The following is a 21,530-nucleotide window of genomic DNA, read 5'->3' as shown; positions in this document are numbered from 1 at the left end:
TCGCTACGATCAGCCCTGCCCTGCCTGCCTGAGCAGTTGTCGCGCGCGCGACAAATGCGGGCGATCGAGCATGCCGCCTTCATGGCCAATCGCGCCGGCGCCGGGGTTGGCGGCAAACAGATCGACGATCATCTGCGCGTGCGCTAGCTCTTCGTCGCCAGGCGTGAATGCGGCGTTGATCACATCGACCTGGGCCGGGTGTATGGCCAGCATCCCGGCAAAGCCATCGCGGCGGACCTGCTCGGCGCGCGCCTTCAGGCCATCGAGATCGCGAAAATCCGCCTGGATCGTCTCGATGGCGGCAACGCCCGCGCTGGCCGCCCCGAGAAGGCACAGGCTGCGCGCGAGTTCGTAAGTAAAGCGATAGCTGCCATCGGGATTGCGGTTGGCGGCCGCCCCGATCGAATCGGCCAGGTCCTCCGCTCCCCAGCTCATCGCGACGAGACGCGGCGCACCCTTGTAGCTGCCGGTGTGAAACATCGATTCGGCGGTTTCGGTGACCAGGGCGATCACCGGGGTCGATCCTTGCGCGATGCCATTTGCGACCTCAAGCGCCGACAGGTAATGGTCGAGCACCTCGACATCGCGTCGGCCGCTCGCCTTGGGCAGCATGATGCCGCCCGGGCATGCCGGCATGATCGCTACGAGGTCTGCGAGCGTATGCGGACCATCGAGCGGGTTCACCCGCACCCACAGCCGCTCGCGGCGCTCCGTCTGGCTGGCGAGCATCGCCTGGACCATTGTGCGTGCCACCGGCTTGTTTTCGGTCGTCACGGCGTCTTCAAGATCGAGCAGCACGATATCGGCCGCGCCATCGATGGCCTTGGCCATTTTCCTCTCGCTGTCGCCGGGTGCAAACAACCACGATCGCATGGGGCAGGACGGCATTGATGTTGCGGCTATTGGCGGCATGAGAATTTCCTATCCACGACAGGCCAGACCGGCCTTTCAGGTGCCTTTTACCGCCGATCGGGCCCCATGCAATCACCCGACGGCAGAGCCGATCATCAACCACGGTGCAGACACTGTGCCCTGTTCCGTCAATAATTTAGTATACAGTCGTGCATCCGCCAGTTTTTCGGAGGGATCGCAGGTGTATACTTGCAACACATGCGTAAAACTCCGCCTCTCCCCCAAAAGTTGGGGTAGTAAGCTGATGGCGAGACTGCAAGAAGAGAGGAACAAACAAGCCATCAATGTCGCGTGATTTACCGATCCGGTTTCACGCGCAGAAAGACGGCAAACGGTCGCGCGACTTTACAAAGGGGAAAGCACGTGAAATCGTTGGCGAGAGATAATTCCGCGCGCTCCGCGTCGGCCTGGCACCGGCCGACCAGACCCGACGGGGCGCACCCGGATTCAAAGCTGGGCGATGCAGATCGCAGGATGCGGCTGATCCTGCAGGAACAGCAGGCGAGCCGCTTGCGGTCGTCCTGCTTTGCCGGTCTCAAGCTGCGCAATCCCGCCTGGGACATGCTGGTCGCCTTGCTGGCGGCCAAGCGCAATGGCTCGCAGCTTTCCATGAGCGACCTGTGCCTGATGTGCGACGCCCCTGAAAGCACCGCGCTGCGGTTGATCCACCAGTTGCGTGAAAAGGGTTACGCGGAGATGGTCCCGGATCGCTCGGACCGCAGGCGCACCCGGGTGTCGCTGACCAGCATGGGCGAGATGGAGTTCGACAGCTATCTGGACAAACTCGATCAGGTTTGAATCCAATCTCGTCGGCTATCACCAATTTTACGACAATTTAACCGTTCTCGGATATTCCTCAGTCATGTGAGGATGAAAACGCTATGTCGTTCGGAAAAAAAGGCTTGATATCCTCTGGAACTCCGCAGACCCCGCAAGTCGACGGGACGCATGCCCATCGCGAGCCGCGGGTTCATCGCCTGATGAAGGTGACGGTGTTCCACGAGCGCTTCGGCAGCGCTGACGCGGTCATCCGCGATATTTCCTCGGGCGGTCTGGGTGGTCGCTGCAGCGCACGATTGCTGCCGGGCGATGTAATCGAGATCGACAAGCCCGGGCTTGGGCGGTTCGAGGCCGAGGTGCGCTGGTTGCGCAATGGCCAGTTCGGGGCGCAGCTGACATCGGATCTCAAAATCGACACCCAGGCGCTCGACAACCTGGGATTCAGCGAGAAGAGCTGGGACACGCAGGTCAACAAGCCGCTGGAACACCACGTTTTCACGCGCTTCAGGCCGATGCAAAGCACCTACAGGCCAGCAATATCGACGCCCCGCCGCGATCGCTGACCGCGATCGCTCCGGGCTGAACAAGTGCCCCGCCTCTGGCGCCTGCCAGAGACGAGGCATATGTTCATGGCGGATCAGTCGAAGCGAAGGCTTTTGACCGTCTTCACGCCGGCCAGCTGGCACAGCTTCCACAGCACCGGTTCCGCCGGAGCACCATCGAGCGACAGCAGCAGCACAGCCTCACCACCGCCGCGCGATTCACGGCGGCCCAGGTGGAAGGTCGCGATGTTGACATTGGCCTCGCCCAGAGTCGAACCCAGACGTCCGATAAAGCCAGGCTCGTCGCGGTTGACGATGTAAAGCATGTGTCCGGCCAGATCGGCCTCGATCTTGATGCCATAGATCTCAACCAGACGCGGCGTGGCGTTACCGAACAGCGTACCGGCAACCGAGCGCTCGCCGTCCTCGGTCTCCACCGATACCCGCACCAATGTGTGGTAATCGCCCTCGCGGTCGTGCCGCACCTCGCGCACGTCGAGCCCGCGATCCTTGGCCAGGAACGGCGCGTTGACCATGTTCACCGAGCTGCTGAACGCGCGCATAAAGCCTGCGAGCACGGCTGCCGTGATCGGGCGCATATCGAGTTCTGCCGCTGCACCTTCGACCTCGATCGCGATGCTCTTGACGCGGTCGCTCTCGAGCTGCCCGACGAGCAGACCCAGATTGGTGGCAAGCGCCATATAGGGCTTGAGCTTGGGCGCCTGTTCAGCGGACAGGCTGGGCATGTTGAGCGCGTTGGTGACGCCGCCCTTGACCAGATAATCCGCCATCTGCTCGGCAACCTGGATCGCGACATTGACCTGCGCTTCGCTGGTCGATGCGCCCAGATGCGGGGTCGAGACGAAGTTGGGCGTGCCGAACAATGGGCTGTCGGTGGCGGGCTCGGTGGCGAACACGTCGAGCGCGGCGCCTGCGACATGCCCCGAATCGAGCGCCTCCTTGAGCGCCGCCTCGTCGATCAGGCCGCCACGCGCGCAATTGATGATGCGCACGCCCTTCTTGGTCTTGGCGAGCGCTTCCTTGCTCAGGATGTTGCGGGTCTGGTCGGTCAGCGGGGTGTGCAGCGTGATGAAATCGGCACGTGCCAGCAGATCGTCGAGCGTCACCTTTTCGATGCCCAGTTCCACCGCGCGCTCGGGCGTCAGGAACGGATCGAACGCGACGACCTTCATCTTGAGGCCCAGCGCGCGATCGGCAACGATCGAACCGATGTTGCCCGCACCGATCAGACCCAGCGTCTTGGCGGTCAGTTCAACCCCCATGAAGCGGTTCTTCTCCCACTTGCCCGCCTGGGTCGAGGCATCGGCCTCGGGCAGCTGGCGCGCGAGCGCGAACATCAGCGCAATCGCATGCTCGGCGGTGGTGATCGAGTTGCCGAACGGGGTGTTCATCACGACCACGCCCTTGGCCGATGCGGCAGGGATATCGACATTGTCGACGCCGATCCCGGCACGGCCGACAACCTTGAGGTTGGTCGCAGCGTCCAGGATCGCCTTGGTCACCTTGGTCGAGGAGCGGATCGCAAGGCCGTCATACTGGCCGATGATCCCGGCGAGCTCTTCGGGCGTCTGGCCGGTGATGACATCGACTTCACATCCACGCTCGCGAAAAATCTGCGCGGCTTTGGGGTCCATTTTGTCGGAAATGAGAACTTTAGGCATGGTAATCTCCCTCTCCCCTTCAGGGGAGAGGGCCGGGGAGAGGGGAATGGCCTCAATACCCGGCCCTATTGTTGAATTTTGAATGAAGGTTTGCCCCTCTCCCAACCCTCTCCCCTGAAGGGGAGAGGGCTAGAATGATCAGGCAGTCAGCTCGGCGTAAGCCCAGTCGAGCCACGGCCCGAGCGCCTCGATATCGGCGGTGTCGACCGTCGCGCCGCACCAGATCCGCAGCCCCGGAGGCGCATCGCGGTACCCGGCGATGTCGAAGGCCGCGCCCTCCTTTTCGAGCAGCCCGGCGAACGCCTTGATGAACGCTTCGTCCGCACCCTCGACCGTCAGGCAGACGCTGGTGGTCGAGCGGGTCGCCGGATCGGGCGCGAGATGGCCCAGCCATGGGCGCGCCTGAACGATGGCGTCCAGAGCTGCGGCGTTGGCATCGCTGCGGGCAATCATGCCTTCAGCGCCACCGATCGACTTGCCCCACTCGAGCGCGAAGATAGCGTCTTCGACCGCGAGCATCGAGGGGGTGTTGATCGTCTCGCCCTTGAACACGCCTTCGGCGAGTTTGCCCTTGGACACCAGTCGGAACACCTTGGGCAGCGGCCATTCGGGCGTATAGGTCTCGAGCCGTTCGACCGCACGGGGGCCCAGGATCAGCACGCCGTGCGCGCCTTCGCCGCCGAGCACTTTCTGCCAGCTGAAGGTGGCGACATCGATCTTGTCCCAGGGCAGATCATAAGCGAACACCGCGCTCGTCGCATCGGCGAAGCTCAGGCCTTCGCGGTCTTCGGCAATCCAGTCGCCATTGGGGACGCGTGCGCCCGAGGTGGTGCCGTTCCAGGTGAACAGCACGTCGTTCGACCAGTCCACTGCGTTCAGATCGGGCACATGGCCGTAATCGGCGCGCAAAATGGTGGGATCGAGCTTGAGCTGCTTGACCGCGTCGGTGACCCAGCCCTCGCCGAAGCTTTCCCAGGCCATCGCGGTGACCGGCCGGGCGCCCAGCATCGTCCACATCGCCATTTCATAGGCGCCGGTGTCCGATCCGGGCACGATGCCGATGCGGTGGGTGTCGGGGAGCTTGAGCAGCTCGCGCATCAGGTCGATGCAATATTGCAGACGCGCCTTGCCGATCTTCGATCGATGCGAGCGGCCCATGGATTCGGTGGAAAGCGCTTGCGGCGTCCAGCCCGGAGGCTTGGCGCAGGGGCCGGATGAGAAATGCGGCCGTGCAGGCTTGGTATCAGGTTTTGCGGCGAGCACTGCGGTGCTCGCGCCAACGGTATCAGTCATGTCAGTCTCTCCTTACAGAGAGCACGCGCGGCGTTGGGACCGCGTGGCCCGTCGACGGCACTAGGGGTGTTTCGCGTATTACGCAATCACCAATCGCCGGACGGACATATTCAGGCGCCGTCCGGTGCAACAAAACACCGGACGGCGAGCCGATCACTTCTTGAAAATTACCTTGCCACGCTGCGAAACCAGCAGCTTTTCCATCGTTACGGGATGGAAATAGGCTTCGACATTCTGCCCCTCGGGGGTGACGCCATAAACTTCGTAGCAGCCGCCATCGACCTTGGACTTCTTGACCGTCCAGCCGTCCTTCTTGAGCTGCGCCTCGAGCGCGGTGCGGCTCTTCCAGCTGCTCTGCGGACCCGAGTCGCACTTCATCTTGCCGGTGGCAGATGCATCCGGGCTGCCGGCGAACTGCATGGCGGTGGCGGCGGCAATGGCCAGCATGGCCTGCGAAAATTTCATAAACGTCCCTCTTCTCTTGGCGTCAATGCGTGGTTGCCGGTGTGTCACGGCGCGCTGAACGCCGCTTGAACATAAGGACGAGTCGGGCAGTTTCCAGGAGAAGCAGCGGAACAAAATGCATCGCCATCGCCTTCCATTCACCATCGACATAAACCCAGTGGAGCGCGATCAGCAATGCCGCGAGATAGACAAGCCGCTGCAGCCGCTTCCAGTTGCGGCGCAAGGCACGCTGCGAAGCATTGTTGCTGGTCAGCGCCATCGCGACGAAGATCAGTATCGCTGCATAGCCCGTCCAGATGCTGAAGATCACCGCCTCTTCGACGATCTGCCGCCAGCTGCCCATATCGTAGAGATAGAAGCCCAGATGCAGCAGGCCATAGCCGCAGGCCGCAACGCCCAGGGCACGGCGACGTGCCAGCAACCAGTCGAGCCATCCCCGCCGGCCCAGCACCGCGCGCAACGGAGATATCATCATCGCCACGATCATCAACCGGACCGAAAACTCGCCGCTTGGGTGGATAAGGTCGAACGCCGTCACGGGGTCGCCGACAAAGCCTGCCAGCATCGCGATGCCCGGGAGGGCCAGGATCAACCAGAAAAACTGGGGTATCTTCACGATTCGCAGCATCGCGGACCTTCGGTGTTTGGTGCGGAAATGCGCCTGCGCCATCGCTAGCCCGCTCACCACAGCCGCGCAATGCCATGGTTTGGATCCTTACCCGCCTGTTAACCATGGTCGGCACGGCAGGGTTAAAGTTCGTCCGTTATAACTGCCTCATGATCGATAGCGCCCTTCCCTCCAGCACGCCCCCGGGTACGCTGCCGCCGTGCACCGCACCGGGCAGCAGCGTGGACGGCCTGGCTGCGTCGGAAACGTCGCCCCGCCCGCCTGCCGCGACCCATCACCGCACTGCGGTCCACAAGCCCGACCCTCGCTTTCAACCGACGATCGGCTCGTCCGAAGTACAGCGTATGGCGCTCGTCGCTGCGCTGTCGGTGATCATCGCCGGATGCAGCATGGTGCCCGATGGCCGCGGTCTTTCGCGCGGTGTCGCCCCGCAACAGGCCCGCGTCCAGCAGCCTGCGGCCCTGCCCGCCCCGCCCGCAGCCGATACCCGCCAGTGCATCAGCGCGCTTTCCAAGGCGCAGGTCCGCTTCACCCCGGTGCCCGACCAAACTTTTGGTGCAGGGTGTTCGCAGCTCGGCAGCGTGCGCCTCTCCACGATCGCGCTGACAGATGCGCCGCGCGGGCTGGACGAGCTGGCGATCACCAACATCGGTCCGGTCCGCTGCGAACTGGCACAGCGGTTTGCCGGCTGGGCCCAGTTCGGCATCGCCCGCGCGGCCGAACAGATGCTCGGCAGTCCGCTGGTCAGGATCGAGACGATGGGCAGCTATTCATGCCGAACCATTGCCGGCTCGGCCAAGCTGTCGCAGCACGCCCATGCCAATGCGATCGACATCGCAGCTTTCGTGCTCGCCGATGGCCGCAGGATCAGCGTCAAACAGGGATGGAACGGCGGGGACAATCAGGAGCGCGCCTTTCTGCGCACCATCCACTCCAGCGCCTGCAAGCGATTCGGCACGGTGCTAGGTCCGGACTACAATGCGGCGCATCACGACCACCTGCATGTCGATATGAGCGGCCAAGGCTATTGCCGATAGCGTCATCGCCCCTTAATTGCGGGCGATGACCAAGAAAGAATTGACCGAGCCGCGCTTTCGCCGCGCCGATGAAGATGCCCGCACCGCCGAAGCTGCAGTGCACGACACCCCACAAACGCGGGATCCGGCCTATCGCCTGGCCTTTGGCGACAGCGAATTCTTGCTGCGGCAAGAGCTTCGCCCGGTGCGCTTCCAGCTGGAACTGCTCAAGACCGAGATGCTGCTCGAGGAAGCGGGCATCGGCTCTACCCTCGTGATCTACGGTTCTGCGCGTATTCCTGCACCCGACAAGACCGAAGGTCTGGTCGAGGCCGCGCGCACGCCGGAGGAAAAGGTCGTCGCAGAGCGGCTGGTCGCCAAGTCCAAATATTACGAGGAAGCGCGCAGGCTGGCGCAGATCGCCAGCGAATGCGGCATCGAAGAGGACGGCAAGCGCCAGTTCGTCGTCTGCTCGGGCGGTGGCCCGTCGATCATGGAAGCCGCCAACCGCGGTGCGGCCGATGTCGGCAAGGAATCGGTGGGTCTCAACATCGTGCTCCCGCACGAACAGGCGCCCAACCGCTATGTCACCCCGCACCTGTCGTTCCAGTTCCACTATTTCGCGCTGCGCAAGATGCACTTCCTGCTGCGCGCGCGTGCGGTGGCAGTCTTCCCCGGCGGATTCGGCACCTTTGACGAGTTCTTCGAACTGCTGACGCTGATCCAGACCGGCAAGATGGCTCCGATCCCGATCATGCTGTTCGGCCGCGAATTCTGGAACCGCGTGGTGAACTTCGAGGCGCTCGCCGAAGAAGGGGTGATTTCACCCGGCAACCTTGAGCTGTTTCACTTCGTCGAGACCGCTGACGAGGCCTGGGCGCACATCGGGACGTTCTACGAACTGCCCTGCGACTGAGCGTTTCAGCCGCCCAGTTCGACGCTCCGCCGGGCTGCGGCCGCCATCGCCTCGGCCACCAGTCGTTCCAGCGAATCGTCGGCATCGAACACGTCGAGTGCGGCGCGGGTGGTGCCGCCGGGGCTGGCCACGCGTTCGGCAAGCTGCGCGGGCGCCTCTGACGACTGGTGTGCCAGCTCGGCCGAGCCGCGCACCATGGCAAGCGCAAAGCGTGCGGCCTGGTCCTCTGGCATGCCAAGCGCGACCGCGCCCTTGCCGAGCGCATCGATGAAGCGGAACAGATAGGCTGGCCCCGATCCGCTCAGCGCCGTCACCAGATGCATCTGCGATTCGTCCGCCAGCCACTCGGCGCTGCCCAGCATCGCGAACAGGGTTTCGAGCCGCTCACGCTCTGACGGCTGCAACGGCTCGGCATAGAGCGCGGTGACCGACTGCCCGATCCCGACCGCCATGTTGGGCATGACGCGGGCGATCGCGCCAACGTGCGGTACCGCCTTGCGAAGGCCGGCAATCTCGATTCCCGCCAGCATCGACACCAGCAGGGTGCCCGACAGATCAAACGGCGCAAGCTGCGGCGCGACATCGCCCAGCATCTGCGGCTTGATCCCCAGCAGCAGCCAATCGGGCGCGGCGAGGCTATTGTCGATGGCGGTCAGGTGACGCGCGCCTTCGGGCAGGTCACGCGGCGATGGGTCGACAATCGTCACGCTCGACGGGTCCAGCCCGCGCGCAAGCCATCCGCGCAGCATGGCCCCTGCCATGTTGCCCGAGCCTATCACCAGCAGCGATTGGGGGAATATGCCCGACACGAAAACCTCCGTTTGTCCCGAGCGAAGTCGAGGGACGTTTAGGGCAACCGTAGTGCATGCGTCCCTCGACTTCGCTCGGGAACGAGGGGAGGTTTGTTGGACTGTCAGTCCGGCCTCAAGCCTCGCCCTGGGTATCGATCAGCGCAGCGGCCAGCGCGTCCTGCGGGGTCTTGTCGCCCCACAGGATGAACTGGAACACCGGATAGAAGCGGTCGCATTCGTCGATTGCTGCCTCGACCGCAAGCTGCGCCTGGTCGAGCCCGAGCATCGCATCGCTGCCCAGCATCATGCCGTTGCGGTACAGCACCACGCCGCTGTTCGACCAGATGTCGAAATGGCCGAGCCAGAGCTGTTCGTTGATCAGAGCCAGCGCCTCGCAGATCACCGCGAACTTGGCGTCGGGAACGCGAATGTCGGGCATCGCGAGCAACTGCAGCACATTGTCCTCATGCCGCCAGATCGCGCGCAGCTGATAGCTGGTCCAGCTGCCCTTGACCTCGGTCAGCAGCTCGTCCTCGCCCACCATCTCGCACGGCCAGCCCCGCGCTTCGAACAGCGCGGCGAGCATGTCCACCGGGGCGGCTTCTTCCCGGTCCAGATCAAGCTGCTGTTCGTTCAAATGAATATCCTTTCGCGCCCGATGGCACGTCGTCAAATTGCCGGGATGCGGTGCTGCGCGCAATGGCTAGCCAGACCGCATCGCCGCGTGATGTGGCGAAGTCTGTTCAAAAACTGTGGATAACGGGGGGTTAAGCCGATGTCAGAGCGCAGGCCCTGACGTCTGGCTGGCCATCTTGGCCTCCAGCGCGTCCAGCCGGGCTTTCAGCGTTTCGCTTTCCTCGCGCGCCTTGCTCGCCATTTCCTTCACCGCCTCGAACTCTTCGCGGCTGACGAAATCAAGCCCGGCGATCCACTCGCGGGTGCGCTCGCGCGCGCTTTCGCCCGCCTCGCGGCTCATGCCTGCGACCGTTCCGGCCAGGCCGTTGATGAACTTTGCGAAATCGCCGCCAAATTCGGATTTGTTCTGCATGAAAGCCTCCATCGCAGGCGCATTGCGCCCCGGTTCAATTGTGATGCCATAGCATGTGGGTTGCGCCAGCACCAACCGCAAGCGCCTTTGATGCGGTCAGGGCGCTGGGGGGGCCAGCTGAATACGCTGGGAATCGCGCGGCACGACCAGATTTTCGGCATTGGGATTCAGTGTGTCGATCTGCTTGTTCAGCACAGCAGCAAAGCACAGCCACGCCAGATACGGCACCATCAGCCATGCGGCGAGCGGGCGTACCCTGCCGAAGACGATGGTGGTGATGAACGCCGCGACGAACACGGCGACCAGCAAGTAGAACGCGCCGGTGACCTGATGCATACCGAAGAAATAGATCGGCCAGGCAAGGTTCAACGCCAGCTGGACGAAGAACAGCAGCACCGCAAGCCCGCGCAGCCGCGCACCGCGCGCGGTGACCACGACGGTGATCGCCAGCCCCATCATCACGTACAGCACCGACCATGCTGCACCGAAGGCCCAGCCCGGTGGCTGTGCCGCGGGCTTCTGCAGCGCCTGGAACCAGCGATTGTCTTCGCCCGACCCGGAAAAATCGCTGACGCCAAAGCCGAGCAGCACGACCAATGGTACGAACAGCAACGCCCAGCGCAAAAAGCTGAGACGGAGCTGCATGGGCGAGGCGATTTCATTCATCGAAGCGAGGTCTCCTGCCCTTTTCAGGGGTTTACCCGTACTCGCATATCGGATTCGCTCGGACCGCGCCAGCGGGCTTTATTGTGCAAATGCGTACCGCTTCGGGTCAGCAATTGCCGCCCTTCTGCGCCGCGACCAGAAATTCGACGTTGCCGCTGGGCCCTGTAATCGGGCTTTGCGTCAGCCCGGCGACGGGCCAGTCGATGCTTTCGAGCCATTGCATCACCCGGTCGCACACCGCGCTGTGCAGCGCGGGATCGCGCACCACCCCGCCCTTGCCGATCTGGTCGCGCCCGACCTCGAACTGCGGCTTGATCAATGCGACCAGCCACGCGCCGGGCCGGGCGAAGGCCATCGGCACCGGCAGCACCTTGTCGAGCGCGATGAAGCTGGCATCGCACACCACGATGTCGATCGCCCGGGTGATGTGCGCATCGGTGATGATCCGCGCGCTGGTCTGTTCGTGCACGCTCACCCGGTCATCCTGCCGCAGCTTCCAAGCCAGCTGGTTGGTGCCGCTGTCCACCGCGAACACATGCGCCGCGCCGCGGGTCAGCAGCACATCGGTAAACCCGCCGGTGGACGAGCCGACGTCGATCGCGGTCATACCGGTGACATCAATGCCGAAATGGTCGAGCGCGTGCGCCAGCTTGATGCCGCCGCGCGACACCCAGGGATGATCGCGCCCGCGCACCTCGAGCGACGCATCGATTGCCAGCGTCTCGCCCGCCTTGGCCACCTTGCGCTCGCCCGCGAACACAAGCCCTGCCAGAATGAGCGCCTGCGCCCGCGCGCGGCTTTCCACCAGCCCGCGTTCGACCAGCAACTGGTCGACGCGCATCTTGGGCGTCTTGGCGGAAGGCTTTTTGTCAGATGCGGAAGGTGGGGGATGATCGGCCATGGGCCTTCGCCATACCGGCTGCGGCGCGCTTTTGCGAGCGGCAGATAGTGACGCCAAAAAAAATGAATTACAAGTCTTGCTGTGAGCCGCGCGATGATTCACAACAGGCGTGCAAGGTATACAGATCGTCACAAACGCGGGGTTTCCCGGGTTTTTGCGAATGGCCCTTCACTTGGTTTCAACATAGCGAAAGGAGGTGATCCGATGTCTCATGGTTCAGCAAAGGGGTCGGTCAAGTCCATTCGGAGTGTTCGCGGCTAACAGCCTTCTGCCCACTGGTCTGGGCAGGCGCTTGTTAAGCGCGAGATACACTCCGAAGGCGGCACTTCCGGCCGCTGACCATGTGATGGGCCGCGCAGGGGGCTGTGATCCCCGGCGGCCCCTCTCATATTTTCAGGTTTCACAACCTTGGTGACAGGCCTGTTCGAGTGTTACGAACGCCGCGCCCACATCCCACATCCCACACCCCGCAGCCATTATTTCGAAGCTTAGCTCGTATGTCGGGCACTGGCTATCGTCGTCACCCCCGCGAACGCGGGGGTCCCGCTACTGCGCTGACGTCGCGCAAAAAGCGTCATTCCCGCGTTCGCGGGAATGACGATGGTGGTGACCGAAACCCTCAACCCAGCTTCTGCGCGATCAGTGCCTTCAGATCGGCAGACGAGCGCGCGCCGAAGTGCGAGATAATCTCGGCTGCGGCGATTGCACCCATGCGCAAGGACGTTTCGATATCCTTGCCCTGCGCCTGTCCTGCGAGGAAACCGGCCGCGAACAGGTCGCCTGCGCCCGTGGTATCGACGACCTTGTCGATCGGCTCGGCAGCAACCGCAAAGCGCCTGCCTTCATGGACCGCGATCGCGCCGTTTTCGCTGCGCGTCACCACCAAAGTGGGCAGCTTGCCCGAGATCGCAGCGACGGCGGCATCGAAGTCATCGATCTGCGCGAGCGACTGGATCTCTGCCTCGTTGGCGAAGAGGATGTCGATCTGGCCCTTGTCGAGCAGGTCAAGGAAATCGCCGCGATGGCGGTCGATCACGAAGGCATCGGACAAAGTGAAGGCGACCTTGCGGCCTGCCGCGCGGGCGGCATCGATCGCGGCGCGCATCGCGGCGCGCGGCTCTTCAGGATCCCACAGATAGCCTTCCAGATACAGCACTGCAGCGTCCGCAATCATCTTGGCATCGAGCGCGCTGGCGGGAAGGAACTGCGATGCGCCCAGGAAGGTGTTCATCGTGCGTTGGCCATCGGGGGTGACCAGGATCAGGCAGCGCGCAGTCGGGGTCTCGCCCGCGCGCACCGGGGTCGCGTAATCGATGCCCAGCGCGCGGACATCGTGCGCAAACACTTCGCCGAGCTGGTCGTCGGCGACCTGGCCGATGAAGGCGCACTTGCAGCCCATGCCGGCAAGACCCGCCAGCGTGTTGGCAGCCGAACCGCCGCTGATTTCCTGCGCCGGGCCCATCGCTTCGTACAGCGAGGTTGCGCGATCGGCGTCGATCAGCATCATCCCGCCCTTGGTCAGCCCTTCCTTGGAAAGCAGGGCATCGTCGGCGGGGGCCATCACGTCGACAATGGCATTGCCGATGGCGAGAACGTCGAAACGGGGGTTGGTCATGTCGGGCTGGACTTTCTGTAGGCGCGTTCCATGGCTGGAGCAGCGCGGAATGTTGCCGCGCGGCCTATCGGCTTGGGCACACCGGTTCAAGCCCAATTGCGCGCGATTGACGCTGGCCAGGATTTGCCCGACAGCAATGGCATCATGCTGACCGCCTTCGTCAAGAGCCTGGGCCAATTGGGAGACCGCGCGATCCTGGCCGCGCTGGGGTGGACGTTGCTGTGCGCGGTGCTGATCTTCGGGCTGACCGGCTGGGCGCTTTGGCAGGGCCTGGCCTGGGCAACACAGCGGTATGGCGGCCCACTTGGCGCATATGCAGAATGGACCGGGGTGCTGGCGGCGATCATGACGATCCTGGCGTTCTGGTTCTGGTGGCGTGTGGTGGCGATCGCGGTGCTGCAGCTGTTTGCCGACCGGATCGTGATCGCGGTCGAACGCAAGCACTATCCGCAGGCTGCGGTGAGTGCGCGCGATCTGCCGCTCGGTCCCTCGTTGGCGATGGCGCTGCGCTCATTGGGCAGGGCGCTGCTGTACAACGCTCTCGCGTTGCCGTTTGCGCTGGTCCTGCTGTTCACCGGTGTTGGGGCACCGATGCTGTTTCTGGCGGTCAACGCGGTGCTTGTCGGGCGGGACCTGACCGAGATGGTGGCGGCGCGGCATCCGCATGCTTCGGCTCAGGCACAATCGCGGACCAGCCGTTTCGTGCTTGGGTTGATTGCCAACCTGCTGCTGCTCGTCCCCTTGGTCAATCTGCTTGCACCGATTATAGCCGCGGCAATGGCCACGCATCTTTTCCACCAGCGCAAGGCCATGGGGGCTTTGTCATGAACCGCATTTTCGCGATTGCCACGCTGACGCTGGGCCTGGCCGCCTGCGCCGCGCCGCAACAGGTCGTCGCTCCTTCGCGAACCGCCGTCCCTGCGCGCAGCACCACGCTGGATGGCAAGGGCCTGGAAGCCGTGCTCGGCAAGTCGGCGCGCGATCTTGAGCGGATGTTCGGTGCGCCACGGCTCGACGTGCGCGAATTCGATGCACGCAAGCTCCAGTTCGTCGGCAGCGCCTGCGTGCTCGACGCGTTTCTCTATCCCGAAGGCGCAGGCGGCGCGCAGGTGGTCACCTATATCGATGCCCGGCGCAGCGATGGGCAATCGGTCGACCGGGCCGCGTGCGTGGATGCGCTGCGGAAATAACGCGACGGTTGCGCGTACGTCCCTCGACTTCGCTCGGGACAAACGGAGGGGGGTATAGCAAGCCGTAATTGAGGACAGCACTACCTCTCCGAGTTCCCGAGCGAAGTCGAGGGACGTTGCGCGAAACCTGCGGTTGTGATTCCCCTCAAAACACCGCCTTGGGCGCCGCCTCCCCCATCATCGCGGCGCGCACCATCGGCACCGGGGGGCCGCCATAGGACAGGAACGCGTCGTGGAACGCCTTCCACGCATCGCGGCCGCCCTTGCCTGCGGTCCAGTCGGCGCGCAGCTTGCGGATCATCAATTTGCCCAGCGTGTAGTTGAGATATCCCGGATCATAGGTACCGCGAAGCGCCTGCTGGCGGGCGTTGCCTTCGTCGATAAAGCACTGCTCGCGGAACATCGCCAGCGACTGATCGACGGTCATCCCGCCGGTGTGCAGGCCGATCGCGGAGAGATAGCGGCAGTTGCGCAGCAGTGCGTTGGCAAGCTGGCCGATATGCGTCTCGGGATCGCCCTCGCCCAGCCCTGCTTCCCACATCATTTCCTCGGTGTAATGCGCCCAGCCCTCGGCATAGGCATAGCCGACGAACAGCCGCCCGAAGAACGACTTGGCGCGGTTGGCGTGGAGGAAATTGAGGAAGTGGCCGGGCCACACCTCGTGCACGCTTGTGAACAGCAGGTCCTTGCTCGGCGGGATATATTCGGCCTGCACTTCCGGCGCCCAGCTCGGGTCCGGCGGCGAGATATAATAGACCGAGGGCAGCCCTTTCTCATAGGGACCTGGAATATCGATATAGGCCGAGTTCTGCCGGTTGTAGGGCGGTGATTCTTCGACCTTGGCCTCTTCGGTGCCCGGGATCGAGACCAGATCCTTGTCGACCAGGAAGGCGCGCAGCTTCGGCAATTGCCGCCGTGCTTCAGCCACCGGTCCGTCCTCGGGCTTGTCGAGCGAAAGCTTGGCCATGCAGTCGGGCATCGTCGCGCCGGGGGCGAACTGCGCGCAAGCGGTCGCCAGCGCCTGCTGGTTGCGCCTGAGGTCGGCCTCGCCGATGGCCTTCAACTGTACGATCGGCAGATCGACCATCTCGGTACTCACCAGCATCTGCGCAAACAGGTCCGGCCCAAGGGCGTAGCCAACCCTTGCCGTCGCCTTTTCGGTGGTCAGCCAGTCTGCCAGCCCCTGCATCGCCTTGCTCGCATCGGCGGTGGCTGCCTCGAGATCGGCCTTGACCGCGGCGTCGCTGACATCGGCGAACGCGGCGCGCGCATCGCCGGTGAAGAAGGTGGCATAGCCGCCGAACGCATTGACGCCATAATCGATCGCATAAGGGTCGAGCGGGGTCTTCAGGTTGCTGCGAATCTGCTCGGCGGCCTTGGGAATGCCGCGCGCATAAGCGATAAACGCGCGCGCCCGGGTATCGACATCGGCATAAGGCCGCGTGACATAGACCGACGGGTCGAGCGTACCGGTATAGAATGCCGGGTTGCGGTGCGGCCAGTCCGCCTGCTTGAGCCAGAACAGTTCGCCGCGCACCACAGCGATCAGGTAACCACGCTCGAACTTGTGATCGTCTGCGAGCTTCGCGGGGTCCATTCCTTCGGCATCGGCCAGCGTCTTTTCGAGGAACGCGATCTGGTCGGCCAGCCCCTGTTCGGACCAGTCGGGCAGCTTGCCATCGAACTCGTGCCTGCCTTGATAGACCGCGAAATCGGGATTGCGCGGGAAATAGCCGGTCAGGAACGTGTCGACGAACTTGCCCCAGTCGGACGCGGTGTCGATGCCGGTGCTCTTTTCGGCTGCGGCGGGCTGATCAGACGGGGCAACGCTGCATGCGCTGGCCATCACGGCGAGCGATGCGGCAGCGAGAAGCGTTTTCGACCAGTGCATGCGCGACTCCAAATTCAAATCCTCCCCGAGCTTGTCTCGGGGAGGTGGCAGCCCGCAAGGGCTGACGGAGGGGTAGTTGCGCTGGCCTCAGGACAATGCCCCTCCACCATTCGCTGCGCGAACGGTCCCCCTCCCCGAGCAAGCTCAAGGAGGATTTCCTCAATGAATCATAGCTGACACCAACCCTCGCGCTTGGGAAGAGCCATTCTTTCGCAGCTGCACAACATCGATGCCACGCGCCTGCAAGTTCATCTTGCTTGCCGCCCGCATCTCGCTCGCCTACCGGACGGCATGGACTCACCGGCTGCTGCTCCCCACCCGTTCACCATCCCCAATTACCGCGCCTATTGGCTGACGCGGCTGGCATCGATGCTGGCGCTGTACTGCATGATGCTGATCGTCGGCTGGCAGGCGTACAACATCGCGCGCGAGACGATGGATATCGCGTCGAGCTCGGCGCGGCTGGGGATGATCGGCCTGCTGCAGTTCGCGCCGCTGTTCGTGCTGACCCCGCTGGTCGGCTGGATCGCCGACCGCATGGACCGGCGTTTCGTCGCGCGCACCGTCCTGCTGTGCCAGGCGGCGATCGCCGCGACGCTCGCATGGACCACCGCAAGCGGCCTGATCAGCCTGCCGATCCTGTACCTGATTGCCGCGCTGCTCGGCACGGCGCGCGCGTTTCTGGGACCGTCGCTGAGCGCGCTCGCCCCCAATCTCGTTCCCAAGGCATCGCTGCCCACCGCCATCGCGCTGTCTTCGATCGCCTGGCAATCGGGCATGCTGGTGGGTCCGGCAATGGCAGGGCCGCTCTACGCAATCCGCCCCGATCTGCCGTACATCGTCAGCGCATGCCTCTACACCGTTGCAGCGCTGGCGATGATGACGATCGGCCCGGTGCCCCGCACGATCATGGACAAGGGCAAGGGGCCGATCGCGCAGATCATCGACGGGATGGCCTATGTCGGGCAGAACAAGCTCGTGCTCGGAGTCATCACGCTCGATCTGTTCGCGGTGTTCCTGGCTGGTTCCACAGCGCTGCTGCCGGTGTTCGCGCGCGACATATTGCAGGTCGGCGAACAGGGGCTCTCGCTGCTGGCATCCGCGCCGGCTGCAGGCGCGGCGCTAGTCGCGCTTGTCTTCTCGTTCCGCCCGATCCGCACCAATGTCGGCAACAAGATGCTCGCCAGCGTCTTCCTGTTCGGCGTGGTCACGATCGTCTTCGGGCTCAGCAAGATTCTGATCGTCTCGATGGCCTGCCTGTTCATCGCGGGCGCCGCCGACATGTTCAGCGTCTATGTCCGCCAGTCGCTGATCCAGCTCAACACGCCCGACGACAAGCGCGGCCGCGTTTCTGCGGTGTCGCTGCTCACCGTTTCGGCGTCGAACGAGCTCGGCGACGCGTTCTCGGGAATGCTCGCATGGCTGATTGGCCCTGTCGCTGCAGTTGTCGCGGGCGGCGGCGGTGCTATAGTGATCACAGCGCTTTGGGCCCGGCTGTTTCCGCAGATCGGTGCCGCGCGCAGCTTTGATCCTACGGAGGAAGAAGCGCATCCTCAACTTCAGCCCCAATCCAGTGCGCCACACCCCACGGCGCCCTCTGCAGGAGAGACCAAGTCATGATCGCATCGAGCATATTGGAAACCATCGGCAAGACCCCGCATGTCCGCGTCAACCGCCTGTTCGGCGAGGCGAACGTGTGGATCAAGTCGGAACGCAGCAACCCCGGCGGATCGATCAAGGATCGCATTGCGCTCGCGATGATCGAGGCAGCCGAGGCAGACGGTTCGCTCCAGCCCGGCGGCACGATCATCGAGCCGACATCGGGCAACACCGGCGTAGGCCTGGCGATGGTCGCCGCAGTCAAGGGCTACAGGCTGGTTCTGGTGATGCCCGAAAGCATGTCGATCGAGCGTCGGCGGCTGATGCTGGCCTATGGCGCGACGTTCGACCTTACCCCGCGTGAAAAAGGCATGAAGGGCGCGATCGAGCGCGCGCAGGAACTGGTCGATCAGACCCCCGGGTCCTGGATGCCGCAGCAGTTCGAAAATCCTGCCAACATCGCGGTCCATGTCCGCACCACCGCGCTCGAGATCCTCGCGGATTTCGCCGACCAGCCTCTCGATGCGATCATCACCGGCGTGGGAACCGGCGGCCACATCACCGGTTGCGCCGAGGAATTGAAGAAGCACTGGCCCAGCCTCAAGGTTTTCGCAGTGGAACCGACGCTGTCGCCGGTGATCTCTGGCGGCCAACCCGGCCCGCACCCGATCCAGGGCATCGGTGCAGGGTTCATCCCCGGCAATCTGCACACCAAGCTGATCGACGGGGTGATCCAGGTCGATCCGGCCGACGCCAAGGTCATGGCGCGCCGCTCTGCGAGCGAGGAAGGCATGCTGGTGGGCATATCTTCGGGTGCGACATTGGCTGCGATCGCGCAGAAATTGCCCGAGCTCGGCAAGGACGCGCGGGTGCTGGGCTTCAATTACGACACCGGCGAGCGCTACCTGTCGGTGCCCGATTTCCTGCCGGAGTAAGGCTAGCGCCCGAGCATGCAAATTCATCGTCACCCCCGCGTTCGCGGGGGTGACGAGGTCTGGTGCTACCGGACGCAAAAAGGCCGGGAGATTGCTCTCCCGGCCCTTCGCTTGCGACCCTTGCGGGTTTTGATAATTCAGCGGCTTCCATTGGATCAGCCTTGTCGGGCTGGCCGTCGCCATTGGTATCCCAAGCGTCAGCCGTGCCGTCGCCGTTGCGATCCCAGGCGTCCATCACACCGTCGCCATTCGAGTCCATCGTGGCGGGCGGAACCTGGCTTGAGGTTGCCGGGGCATCGATCGCCGGGCCGTCCATCGTGGTGCCAGCCGGCACTTCGGTGGTGCCAACGGGCGCTTCAGGGGTCATTTCCTGTGCCATTGCGGGGGTAACTGCCAGCGCACCGGCAGCGATCAGAGTTCCAAAAATTGCGTTCTTCATGAGTTCTACTCCTCGTGGTGCGACCCCTTAGGGAGGGGCCTGAGATATTGCGGAGGGCCATCTTCGCTCCGCAGCATCAACGGCGAGAGGGGGCAGGCGTTCCACGGCAGAAACGCGGCCAGCGACGCTGATTCCAAGGTTCCCGCAAGTCAGCGCAATTACCTCACGATTCAGCGCGACGAACCCATGCGAACTGCGTCGATCCGGTTCGCGTCAGCGATAAAAAAATCGCATCAATTCATCGCAAATCAACAAAAAGGGGCACTTCCGGTATCCGAAAGTGCCCCCGATACTGTTGTATTGGCTATTTTTGCAGTCAAGCCGCAGCAAAAAGCTCAGGCTCGAGTGCCATGATCGCTTCCGATCCCGCCTCGATCTTGCGACGCAGGGCGCCAGCGTCCGGCATCACCCGCTCGGCGAAGTAGCGCGCGGTCTTGAGCTTGGTCTCATAGAACACCGCGTTGCCGCTGCCCGCATCGAGCGCGGCAATCGAAGCGCGCATCATCCGCAGCCACATCAGGCCGAGTGCGACGATGCCCATCATGTGCATATAGCTGTGCGCGCCCGCGCCGACATTGTTGGGGTTGGCCATGCCGTTCTGCATGAACCACATGGTCGCGGCCTTCAGCTCGCCCGCTGCCTTTTCGAGGCGGCTGGCGAAATCGGCGAGGCGTTCGTCGCCCTTGGCTTCGGCGCATTCGCTGTCGAGGATGCCGAAGAAGGTCTGCACCGCGCGGCCACCGTTCTGGGCAAGCTTGCGGCCGACCAGATCCATCGCCTGCACGCCATTGGTGCCTTCGTAGATCATCGCGATGCGGGCATCGCGGACATACTGCTCCATGCCCCATTCGGCGATATAGCCGTGGCCGCCATAGACCTGCTGCATGTTGGTTGCGATCTCATAGCCCTTGTCGGTGCCGTATCCCTTGATCACCGGGGTCAGCAGGCTGATGATGTCGTCGGCGGCGACGCGCTCTTCCTCGGTCTGCGCCTTGTGCGTCAGGTCGACCTGCAGGCCGCCCCACAGGATCAACGCGCGCAGGCCCTCGTTGATCGCCTTGGCTTCCATCAGCATGCGGCGGACATCGGGGTGCACGAACAGCGTGTCGGCCTTTTCATTGGCATCCTGCGCACCGGTCAGTGCGCGGCCCTGACGGCGGTCGCCGGCATATTGCACCGCGTTCTGGTACGACACTTCGCCCATCGACAGGCCCTGCCCGCCGACGCCGAGCCGCGCAGCGTTCATCATGATGAACATCGCGGCCAGGCCCTTGTTCTCCTCGCCCACCAGATATCCGGTCGCGCCGTCATAGTTCATGACGCAGGTCGAGTTGCCGTGGATGCCCATCTTGTGCTCGATCGAGCCGCACGACACCGCGTTGCGCTCGCCCAGTGAGCCATCGTCATTGACGAGAAACTTCGGGACAATGAACAGCGAGATGCCCTTGACGCTGTCGGGCGCGTCGGGGGTCTTGGCGAGCACCAGATGGATGATGTTCTCGGTCAGGTCGTGCTCGCCCGACGAGATGAAGATCTTGGTGCCGGTGATCGCATAGGCGCCGCCGGGCTGCGGCACCGCCTTGGTGCGGATGAGGCCCAGATCCGTGCCGCACTGCGGCTCGGTGAGGTTCATCGTGCCGCTCCACTTGCCGCTGATCATGTTGGGCGCGAACTTTTCCTTCTGCTCCTGGCTGCCCTTGGCGAGGATCGCCGAGACCGCGCCATGGGTCAGGCCCGGGTACATCGCGAACGCCATGTTGCTCGACGACATGAACTCTTCGAACGCGATGCCGACGACATGCGGCATGCCCTGCCCGCCGAACTCTTCGGGCGCAGCCAGCGTGCCCCAGCCAGCTTCGCAATACTGCTCGTATGCAGCCTTGAAGCCCTCGGGGGTCGTCACAGTGCCGTCCGCGTGGCGGGTACAGCCCTGGAGGTCACCAACCTGGTTGAGCGGAAACAAAACTTCCTCGACGAACTTGCCGGCCTCTTCGAGCACAGCGGACAGCACGTCGGGCGCGGCATTATCGAAGCCCGGGAGGTTCGAATATTTCTCGATACCGAGAACCTCGGTCAGGATGAACTGGGTGTCGCGCACGGGGGCGGTGTACTTGGGCATGTCAATGTCCTCTTTAACAATGGCGATCAGTGGTTCGAGCCAGTTGGGCCCGATCGGGGCGTGGTCCGTGAGGCAACCGCCCGCTAAAGTGGTGGCCGGTCC

The 21,530-nt window shown here is 63.7% G+C and carries 22 protein-coding genes; 9 read left to right on the top strand and 13 right to left on the bottom strand.

The genetic code is table 11. From position 1 onward, the window contains the following. Positions 1-9: 9 nt before the first annotated feature. Positions 10-888, bottom strand: a complete 879-nt coding sequence (locus ACK4R0_RS02855) for an HpcH/HpaI aldolase/citrate lyase family protein (RefSeq protein ID WP_409669898.1) — start codon at positions 886-888, stop codon at positions 10-12. Here ACK4R0_RS02855 and ACK4R0_RS02850 point away from each other — a divergent pair. From ACK4R0_RS02850 to ACK4R0_RS02840, 3 genes are all read left to right on the top strand, one after another. Next, the gene (locus ACK4R0_RS02850) at positions 824-1,207 is read left to right on the top strand and encodes a hypothetical protein (RefSeq protein ID WP_409670928.1); all 384 of its coding nucleotides are present in this window, start codon (positions 824-826) and stop codon (positions 1,205-1,207) included. The two genes, ACK4R0_RS02855 and ACK4R0_RS02850, sit on opposite strands and share 65 nt — an antisense overlap. Before the next feature lie 179 nt (positions 1,208-1,386). Then, on the top strand, positions 1,387-1,710 hold the full coding sequence (locus tag ACK4R0_RS02845) for a winged helix DNA-binding protein (RefSeq protein ID WP_409669896.1): 324 nt from the start codon (positions 1,387-1,389) through the stop codon (positions 1,708-1,710). Positions 1,711-1,793: 83 nt separating this feature from the next. Beyond that, positions 1,794-2,255, top strand: coding sequence for a PilZ domain-containing protein (locus tag ACK4R0_RS02840; RefSeq protein WP_409669892.1), 462 nt, complete (start codon positions 1,794-1,796; stop codon positions 2,253-2,255). A 74-nt stretch (positions 2,256-2,329) separates the two neighbouring features. Here the strand turns inward: ACK4R0_RS02840 and serA are convergent, their stop codons facing one another. The 4 genes from serA to ACK4R0_RS02820 all read right to left on the bottom strand — a co-directional run bounded on the left by serA (position 2,330) and on the right by ACK4R0_RS02820 (position 6,290). Continuing rightward, positions 2,330-3,916, bottom strand: coding sequence for a phosphoglycerate dehydrogenase (gene serA / locus ACK4R0_RS02835; RefSeq protein WP_409669890.1), 1,587 nt, complete (start codon positions 3,914-3,916; stop codon positions 2,330-2,332). A gap of 138 nt (positions 3,917-4,054) precedes the next feature. Then, the gene (locus tag ACK4R0_RS02830) at positions 4,055-5,209 is read right to left on the bottom strand and encodes a phosphoserine transaminase (protein WP_409669887.1); all 1,155 of its coding nucleotides are present in this window, start codon (positions 5,207-5,209) and stop codon (positions 4,055-4,057) included. Between the two features lie 153 nt (positions 5,210-5,362). Beyond that, on the bottom strand, positions 5,363-5,656 hold the full coding sequence (locus ACK4R0_RS02825; RefSeq protein ID WP_409669884.1) for a PepSY domain-containing protein: 294 nt from the start codon (positions 5,654-5,656) through the stop codon (positions 5,363-5,365). Between the two features lie 40 nt (positions 5,657-5,696). Further along, positions 5,697-6,290 carry a sulfite oxidase heme-binding subunit YedZ gene (locus ACK4R0_RS02820; protein WP_409669881.1) on the bottom strand — a complete coding sequence of 198 codons (594 nt, stop codon included), beginning with the start codon at positions 6,288-6,290 and terminating at the stop codon, positions 5,697-5,699. A gap of 161 nt (positions 6,291-6,451) precedes the next feature. On the opposite strand from ACK4R0_RS02820, the gene ACK4R0_RS02815 reads away from it, so the two are divergent. Continuing rightward, on the top strand, positions 6,452-7,339 hold the full coding sequence (locus ACK4R0_RS02815; protein WP_409669878.1) for an extensin family protein: 888 nt from the start codon (positions 6,452-6,454) through the stop codon (positions 7,337-7,339). Between the two features lie 25 nt (positions 7,340-7,364). After that, positions 7,365-8,234, top strand: coding sequence for an LOG family protein (locus tag ACK4R0_RS02810; RefSeq protein WP_409669876.1), 870 nt, complete (start codon positions 7,365-7,367; stop codon positions 8,232-8,234). Positions 8,235-8,239: 5 nt separating this feature from the next. On the opposite strand, the gene proC is transcribed toward ACK4R0_RS02810, so the two are convergent. The 6 genes from proC to ACK4R0_RS02780 all read right to left on the bottom strand — a co-directional run bounded on the left by proC (position 8,240) and on the right by ACK4R0_RS02780 (position 13,255). Beyond that, the gene (gene proC / locus ACK4R0_RS02805; protein ID WP_409669874.1) at positions 8,240-9,043 is read right to left on the bottom strand and encodes a pyrroline-5-carboxylate reductase; all 804 of its coding nucleotides are present in this window, start codon (positions 9,041-9,043) and stop codon (positions 8,240-8,242) included. A 115-nt stretch (positions 9,044-9,158) separates the two neighbouring features. Further along, positions 9,159-9,611 (bottom strand): YbjN domain-containing protein, encoded by a 453-nt coding sequence (locus tag ACK4R0_RS02800; RefSeq protein WP_409670878.1) that lies wholly within the window; start codon positions 9,609-9,611, stop codon positions 9,159-9,161. Between the two features lie 192 nt (positions 9,612-9,803). Next, a complete protein-coding gene (locus ACK4R0_RS02795) occupies positions 9,804-10,073 on the bottom strand; it encodes an accessory factor UbiK family protein (RefSeq protein WP_409669872.1) in 270 nt (89 codons plus the stop codon). 96 nt (positions 10,074-10,169) lie between these two features. Further along, positions 10,170-10,739, bottom strand: coding sequence for a TspO/MBR family protein (locus ACK4R0_RS02790; protein ID WP_409669869.1), 570 nt, complete (start codon positions 10,737-10,739; stop codon positions 10,170-10,172). A 106-nt stretch (positions 10,740-10,845) separates the two neighbouring features. Further along, complete coding sequence (locus ACK4R0_RS02785; RefSeq protein ID WP_409669866.1) at positions 10,846-11,640, bottom strand: TlyA family RNA methyltransferase; 795 nt, start codon at positions 11,638-11,640, stop codon at positions 10,846-10,848. Between the two features lie 619 nt (positions 11,641-12,259). Then, entirely contained in the window at positions 12,260-13,255 is a 996-nt protein-coding gene (locus ACK4R0_RS02780) for an adenosine kinase (RefSeq protein ID WP_409669863.1), read from the bottom strand. Between the two features lie 123 nt (positions 13,256-13,378). Here ACK4R0_RS02780 and ACK4R0_RS02775 point away from each other — a divergent pair, with 123 nt between their 5' ends. Both ACK4R0_RS02775 and ACK4R0_RS02770 read left to right on the top strand, forming a co-directional pair. After that, positions 13,379-14,083, top strand: a complete 705-nt coding sequence (locus tag ACK4R0_RS02775) for an EI24 domain-containing protein (RefSeq protein WP_409669860.1) — start codon at positions 13,379-13,381, stop codon at positions 14,081-14,083. After that, positions 14,080-14,445: a hypothetical protein gene (locus tag ACK4R0_RS02770; protein ID WP_409669857.1), complete on the top strand. Its 366-nt coding sequence runs from the start codon at positions 14,080-14,082 to the stop codon at positions 14,443-14,445. Before ACK4R0_RS02775 ends, ACK4R0_RS02770 begins: the two co-directional genes overlap by 4 nt. Before the next feature lie 145 nt (positions 14,446-14,590). On the opposite strand, the gene ACK4R0_RS02765 is transcribed toward ACK4R0_RS02770, so the two are convergent. Beyond that, positions 14,591-16,336 carry a DUF885 domain-containing protein gene (locus tag ACK4R0_RS02765; protein ID WP_409669854.1) on the bottom strand — a complete coding sequence of 582 codons (1,746 nt, stop codon included), beginning with the start codon at positions 16,334-16,336 and terminating at the stop codon, positions 14,591-14,593. Positions 16,337-16,627: 291 nt separating this feature from the next. On the opposite strand from ACK4R0_RS02765, the gene ACK4R0_RS02760 reads away from it, so the two are divergent. Both ACK4R0_RS02760 and cysK read left to right on the top strand, forming a co-directional pair. Then, complete coding sequence (locus tag ACK4R0_RS02760; protein WP_409669852.1) at positions 16,628-17,956, top strand: MFS transporter; 1,329 nt, start codon at positions 16,628-16,630, stop codon at positions 17,954-17,956. Further along, complete coding sequence (gene cysK, locus ACK4R0_RS02755) at positions 17,953-18,870, top strand: cysteine synthase A (RefSeq protein ID WP_409669849.1); 918 nt, start codon at positions 17,953-17,955, stop codon at positions 18,868-18,870. Before ACK4R0_RS02760 ends, cysK begins: the two co-directional genes overlap by 4 nt. A 755-nt stretch (positions 18,871-19,625) precedes the next feature. Here the strand turns inward: cysK and ACK4R0_RS02750 are convergent. Continuing rightward, a complete protein-coding gene (locus ACK4R0_RS02750; RefSeq protein ID WP_409669846.1) occupies positions 19,626-21,428 on the bottom strand; it encodes an acyl-CoA dehydrogenase C-terminal domain-containing protein in 1,803 nt (600 codons plus the stop codon). Positions 21,429-21,530 lie beyond the last annotated feature (102 nt).

Source organism: Blastomonas sp., from assembly GCF_046294995.1.
In the GTDB taxonomy this organism is placed as follows: domain Bacteria; phylum Pseudomonadota; class Alphaproteobacteria; order Sphingomonadales; family Sphingomonadaceae; genus Blastomonas.
The sequence above is the reverse complement of the archived record's forward strand: the minus strand, read 5'-3'. Positions and strand labels throughout refer to the sequence as shown.

What these genes read in the sequence shown, in the direction of transcription:
- ACK4R0_RS02855 (WP_409669898.1), bottom strand. Translation starts at nt 888, where the DNA reads ATGCCGTCCTGCCCCATGCGATCGTGGTTGTTTGCACCCGGCGACAGC.
- ACK4R0_RS02845 (WP_409669896.1), top strand. Translation starts at nt 1,387, where the DNA reads ATGCGGCTGATCCTGCAGGAACAGCAGGCGAGCCGCTTGCGGTCGTCC.
- ACK4R0_RS02840 (WP_409669892.1), top strand. Translation starts at nt 1,794, where the DNA reads ATGTCGTTCGGAAAAAAAGGCTTGATATCCTCTGGAACTCCGCAGACC.
- serA (WP_409669890.1), bottom strand. Translation starts at nt 3,916, where the DNA reads ATGCCTAAAGTTCTCATTTCCGACAAAATGGACCCCAAAGCCGCGCAG.
- ACK4R0_RS02830 (WP_409669887.1), bottom strand. Translation starts at nt 5,209, where the DNA reads ATGACTGATACCGTTGGCGCGAGCACCGCAGTGCTCGCCGCAAAACCT.
- ACK4R0_RS02825 (WP_409669884.1), bottom strand. Translation starts at nt 5,656, where the DNA reads ATGCTGGCCATTGCCGCCGCCACCGCCATGCAGTTCGCCGGCAGCCCG.
- ACK4R0_RS02815 (WP_409669878.1), top strand. Translation starts at nt 6,452, where the DNA reads ATGATCGATAGCGCCCTTCCCTCCAGCACGCCCCCGGGTACGCTGCCG.
- ACK4R0_RS02810 (WP_409669876.1), top strand. Translation starts at nt 7,365, where the DNA reads ATGACCAAGAAAGAATTGACCGAGCCGCGCTTTCGCCGCGCCGATGAA.
- ACK4R0_RS02800 (WP_409670878.1), bottom strand. Translation starts at nt 9,611, where the DNA reads ATGCTCGCCGCGCTGTTCGAAGCGCGGGGCTGGCCGTGCGAGATGGTG.
- ACK4R0_RS02795 (WP_409669872.1), bottom strand. Translation starts at nt 10,073, where the DNA reads ATGCAGAACAAATCCGAATTTGGCGGCGATTTCGCAAAGTTCATCAAC.
- ACK4R0_RS02790 (WP_409669869.1), bottom strand. Translation starts at nt 10,739, where the DNA reads ATGAATGAAATCGCCTCGCCCATGCAGCTCCGTCTCAGCTTTTTGCGC.
- ACK4R0_RS02785 (WP_409669866.1), bottom strand. Translation starts at nt 11,640, where the DNA reads ATGGCCGATCATCCCCCACCTTCCGCATCTGACAAAAAGCCTTCCGCC.
- ACK4R0_RS02780 (WP_409669863.1), bottom strand. Translation starts at nt 13,255, where the DNA reads ATGACCAACCCCCGTTTCGACGTTCTCGCCATCGGCAATGCCATTGTC.
- ACK4R0_RS02770 (WP_409669857.1), top strand. Translation starts at nt 14,080, where the DNA reads ATGAACCGCATTTTCGCGATTGCCACGCTGACGCTGGGCCTGGCCGCC.
- ACK4R0_RS02765 (WP_409669854.1), bottom strand. Translation starts at nt 16,336, where the DNA reads ATGCACTGGTCGAAAACGCTTCTCGCTGCCGCATCGCTCGCCGTGATG.
- ACK4R0_RS02760 (WP_409669852.1), top strand. Translation starts at nt 16,628, where the DNA reads ATGGACTCACCGGCTGCTGCTCCCCACCCGTTCACCATCCCCAATTAC.
- cysK (WP_409669849.1), top strand. Translation starts at nt 17,953, where the DNA reads ATGATCGCATCGAGCATATTGGAAACCATCGGCAAGACCCCGCATGTC.
- ACK4R0_RS02750 (WP_409669846.1), bottom strand. Translation starts at nt 21,428, where the DNA reads ATGCCCAAGTACACCGCCCCCGTGCGCGACACCCAGTTCATCCTGACC.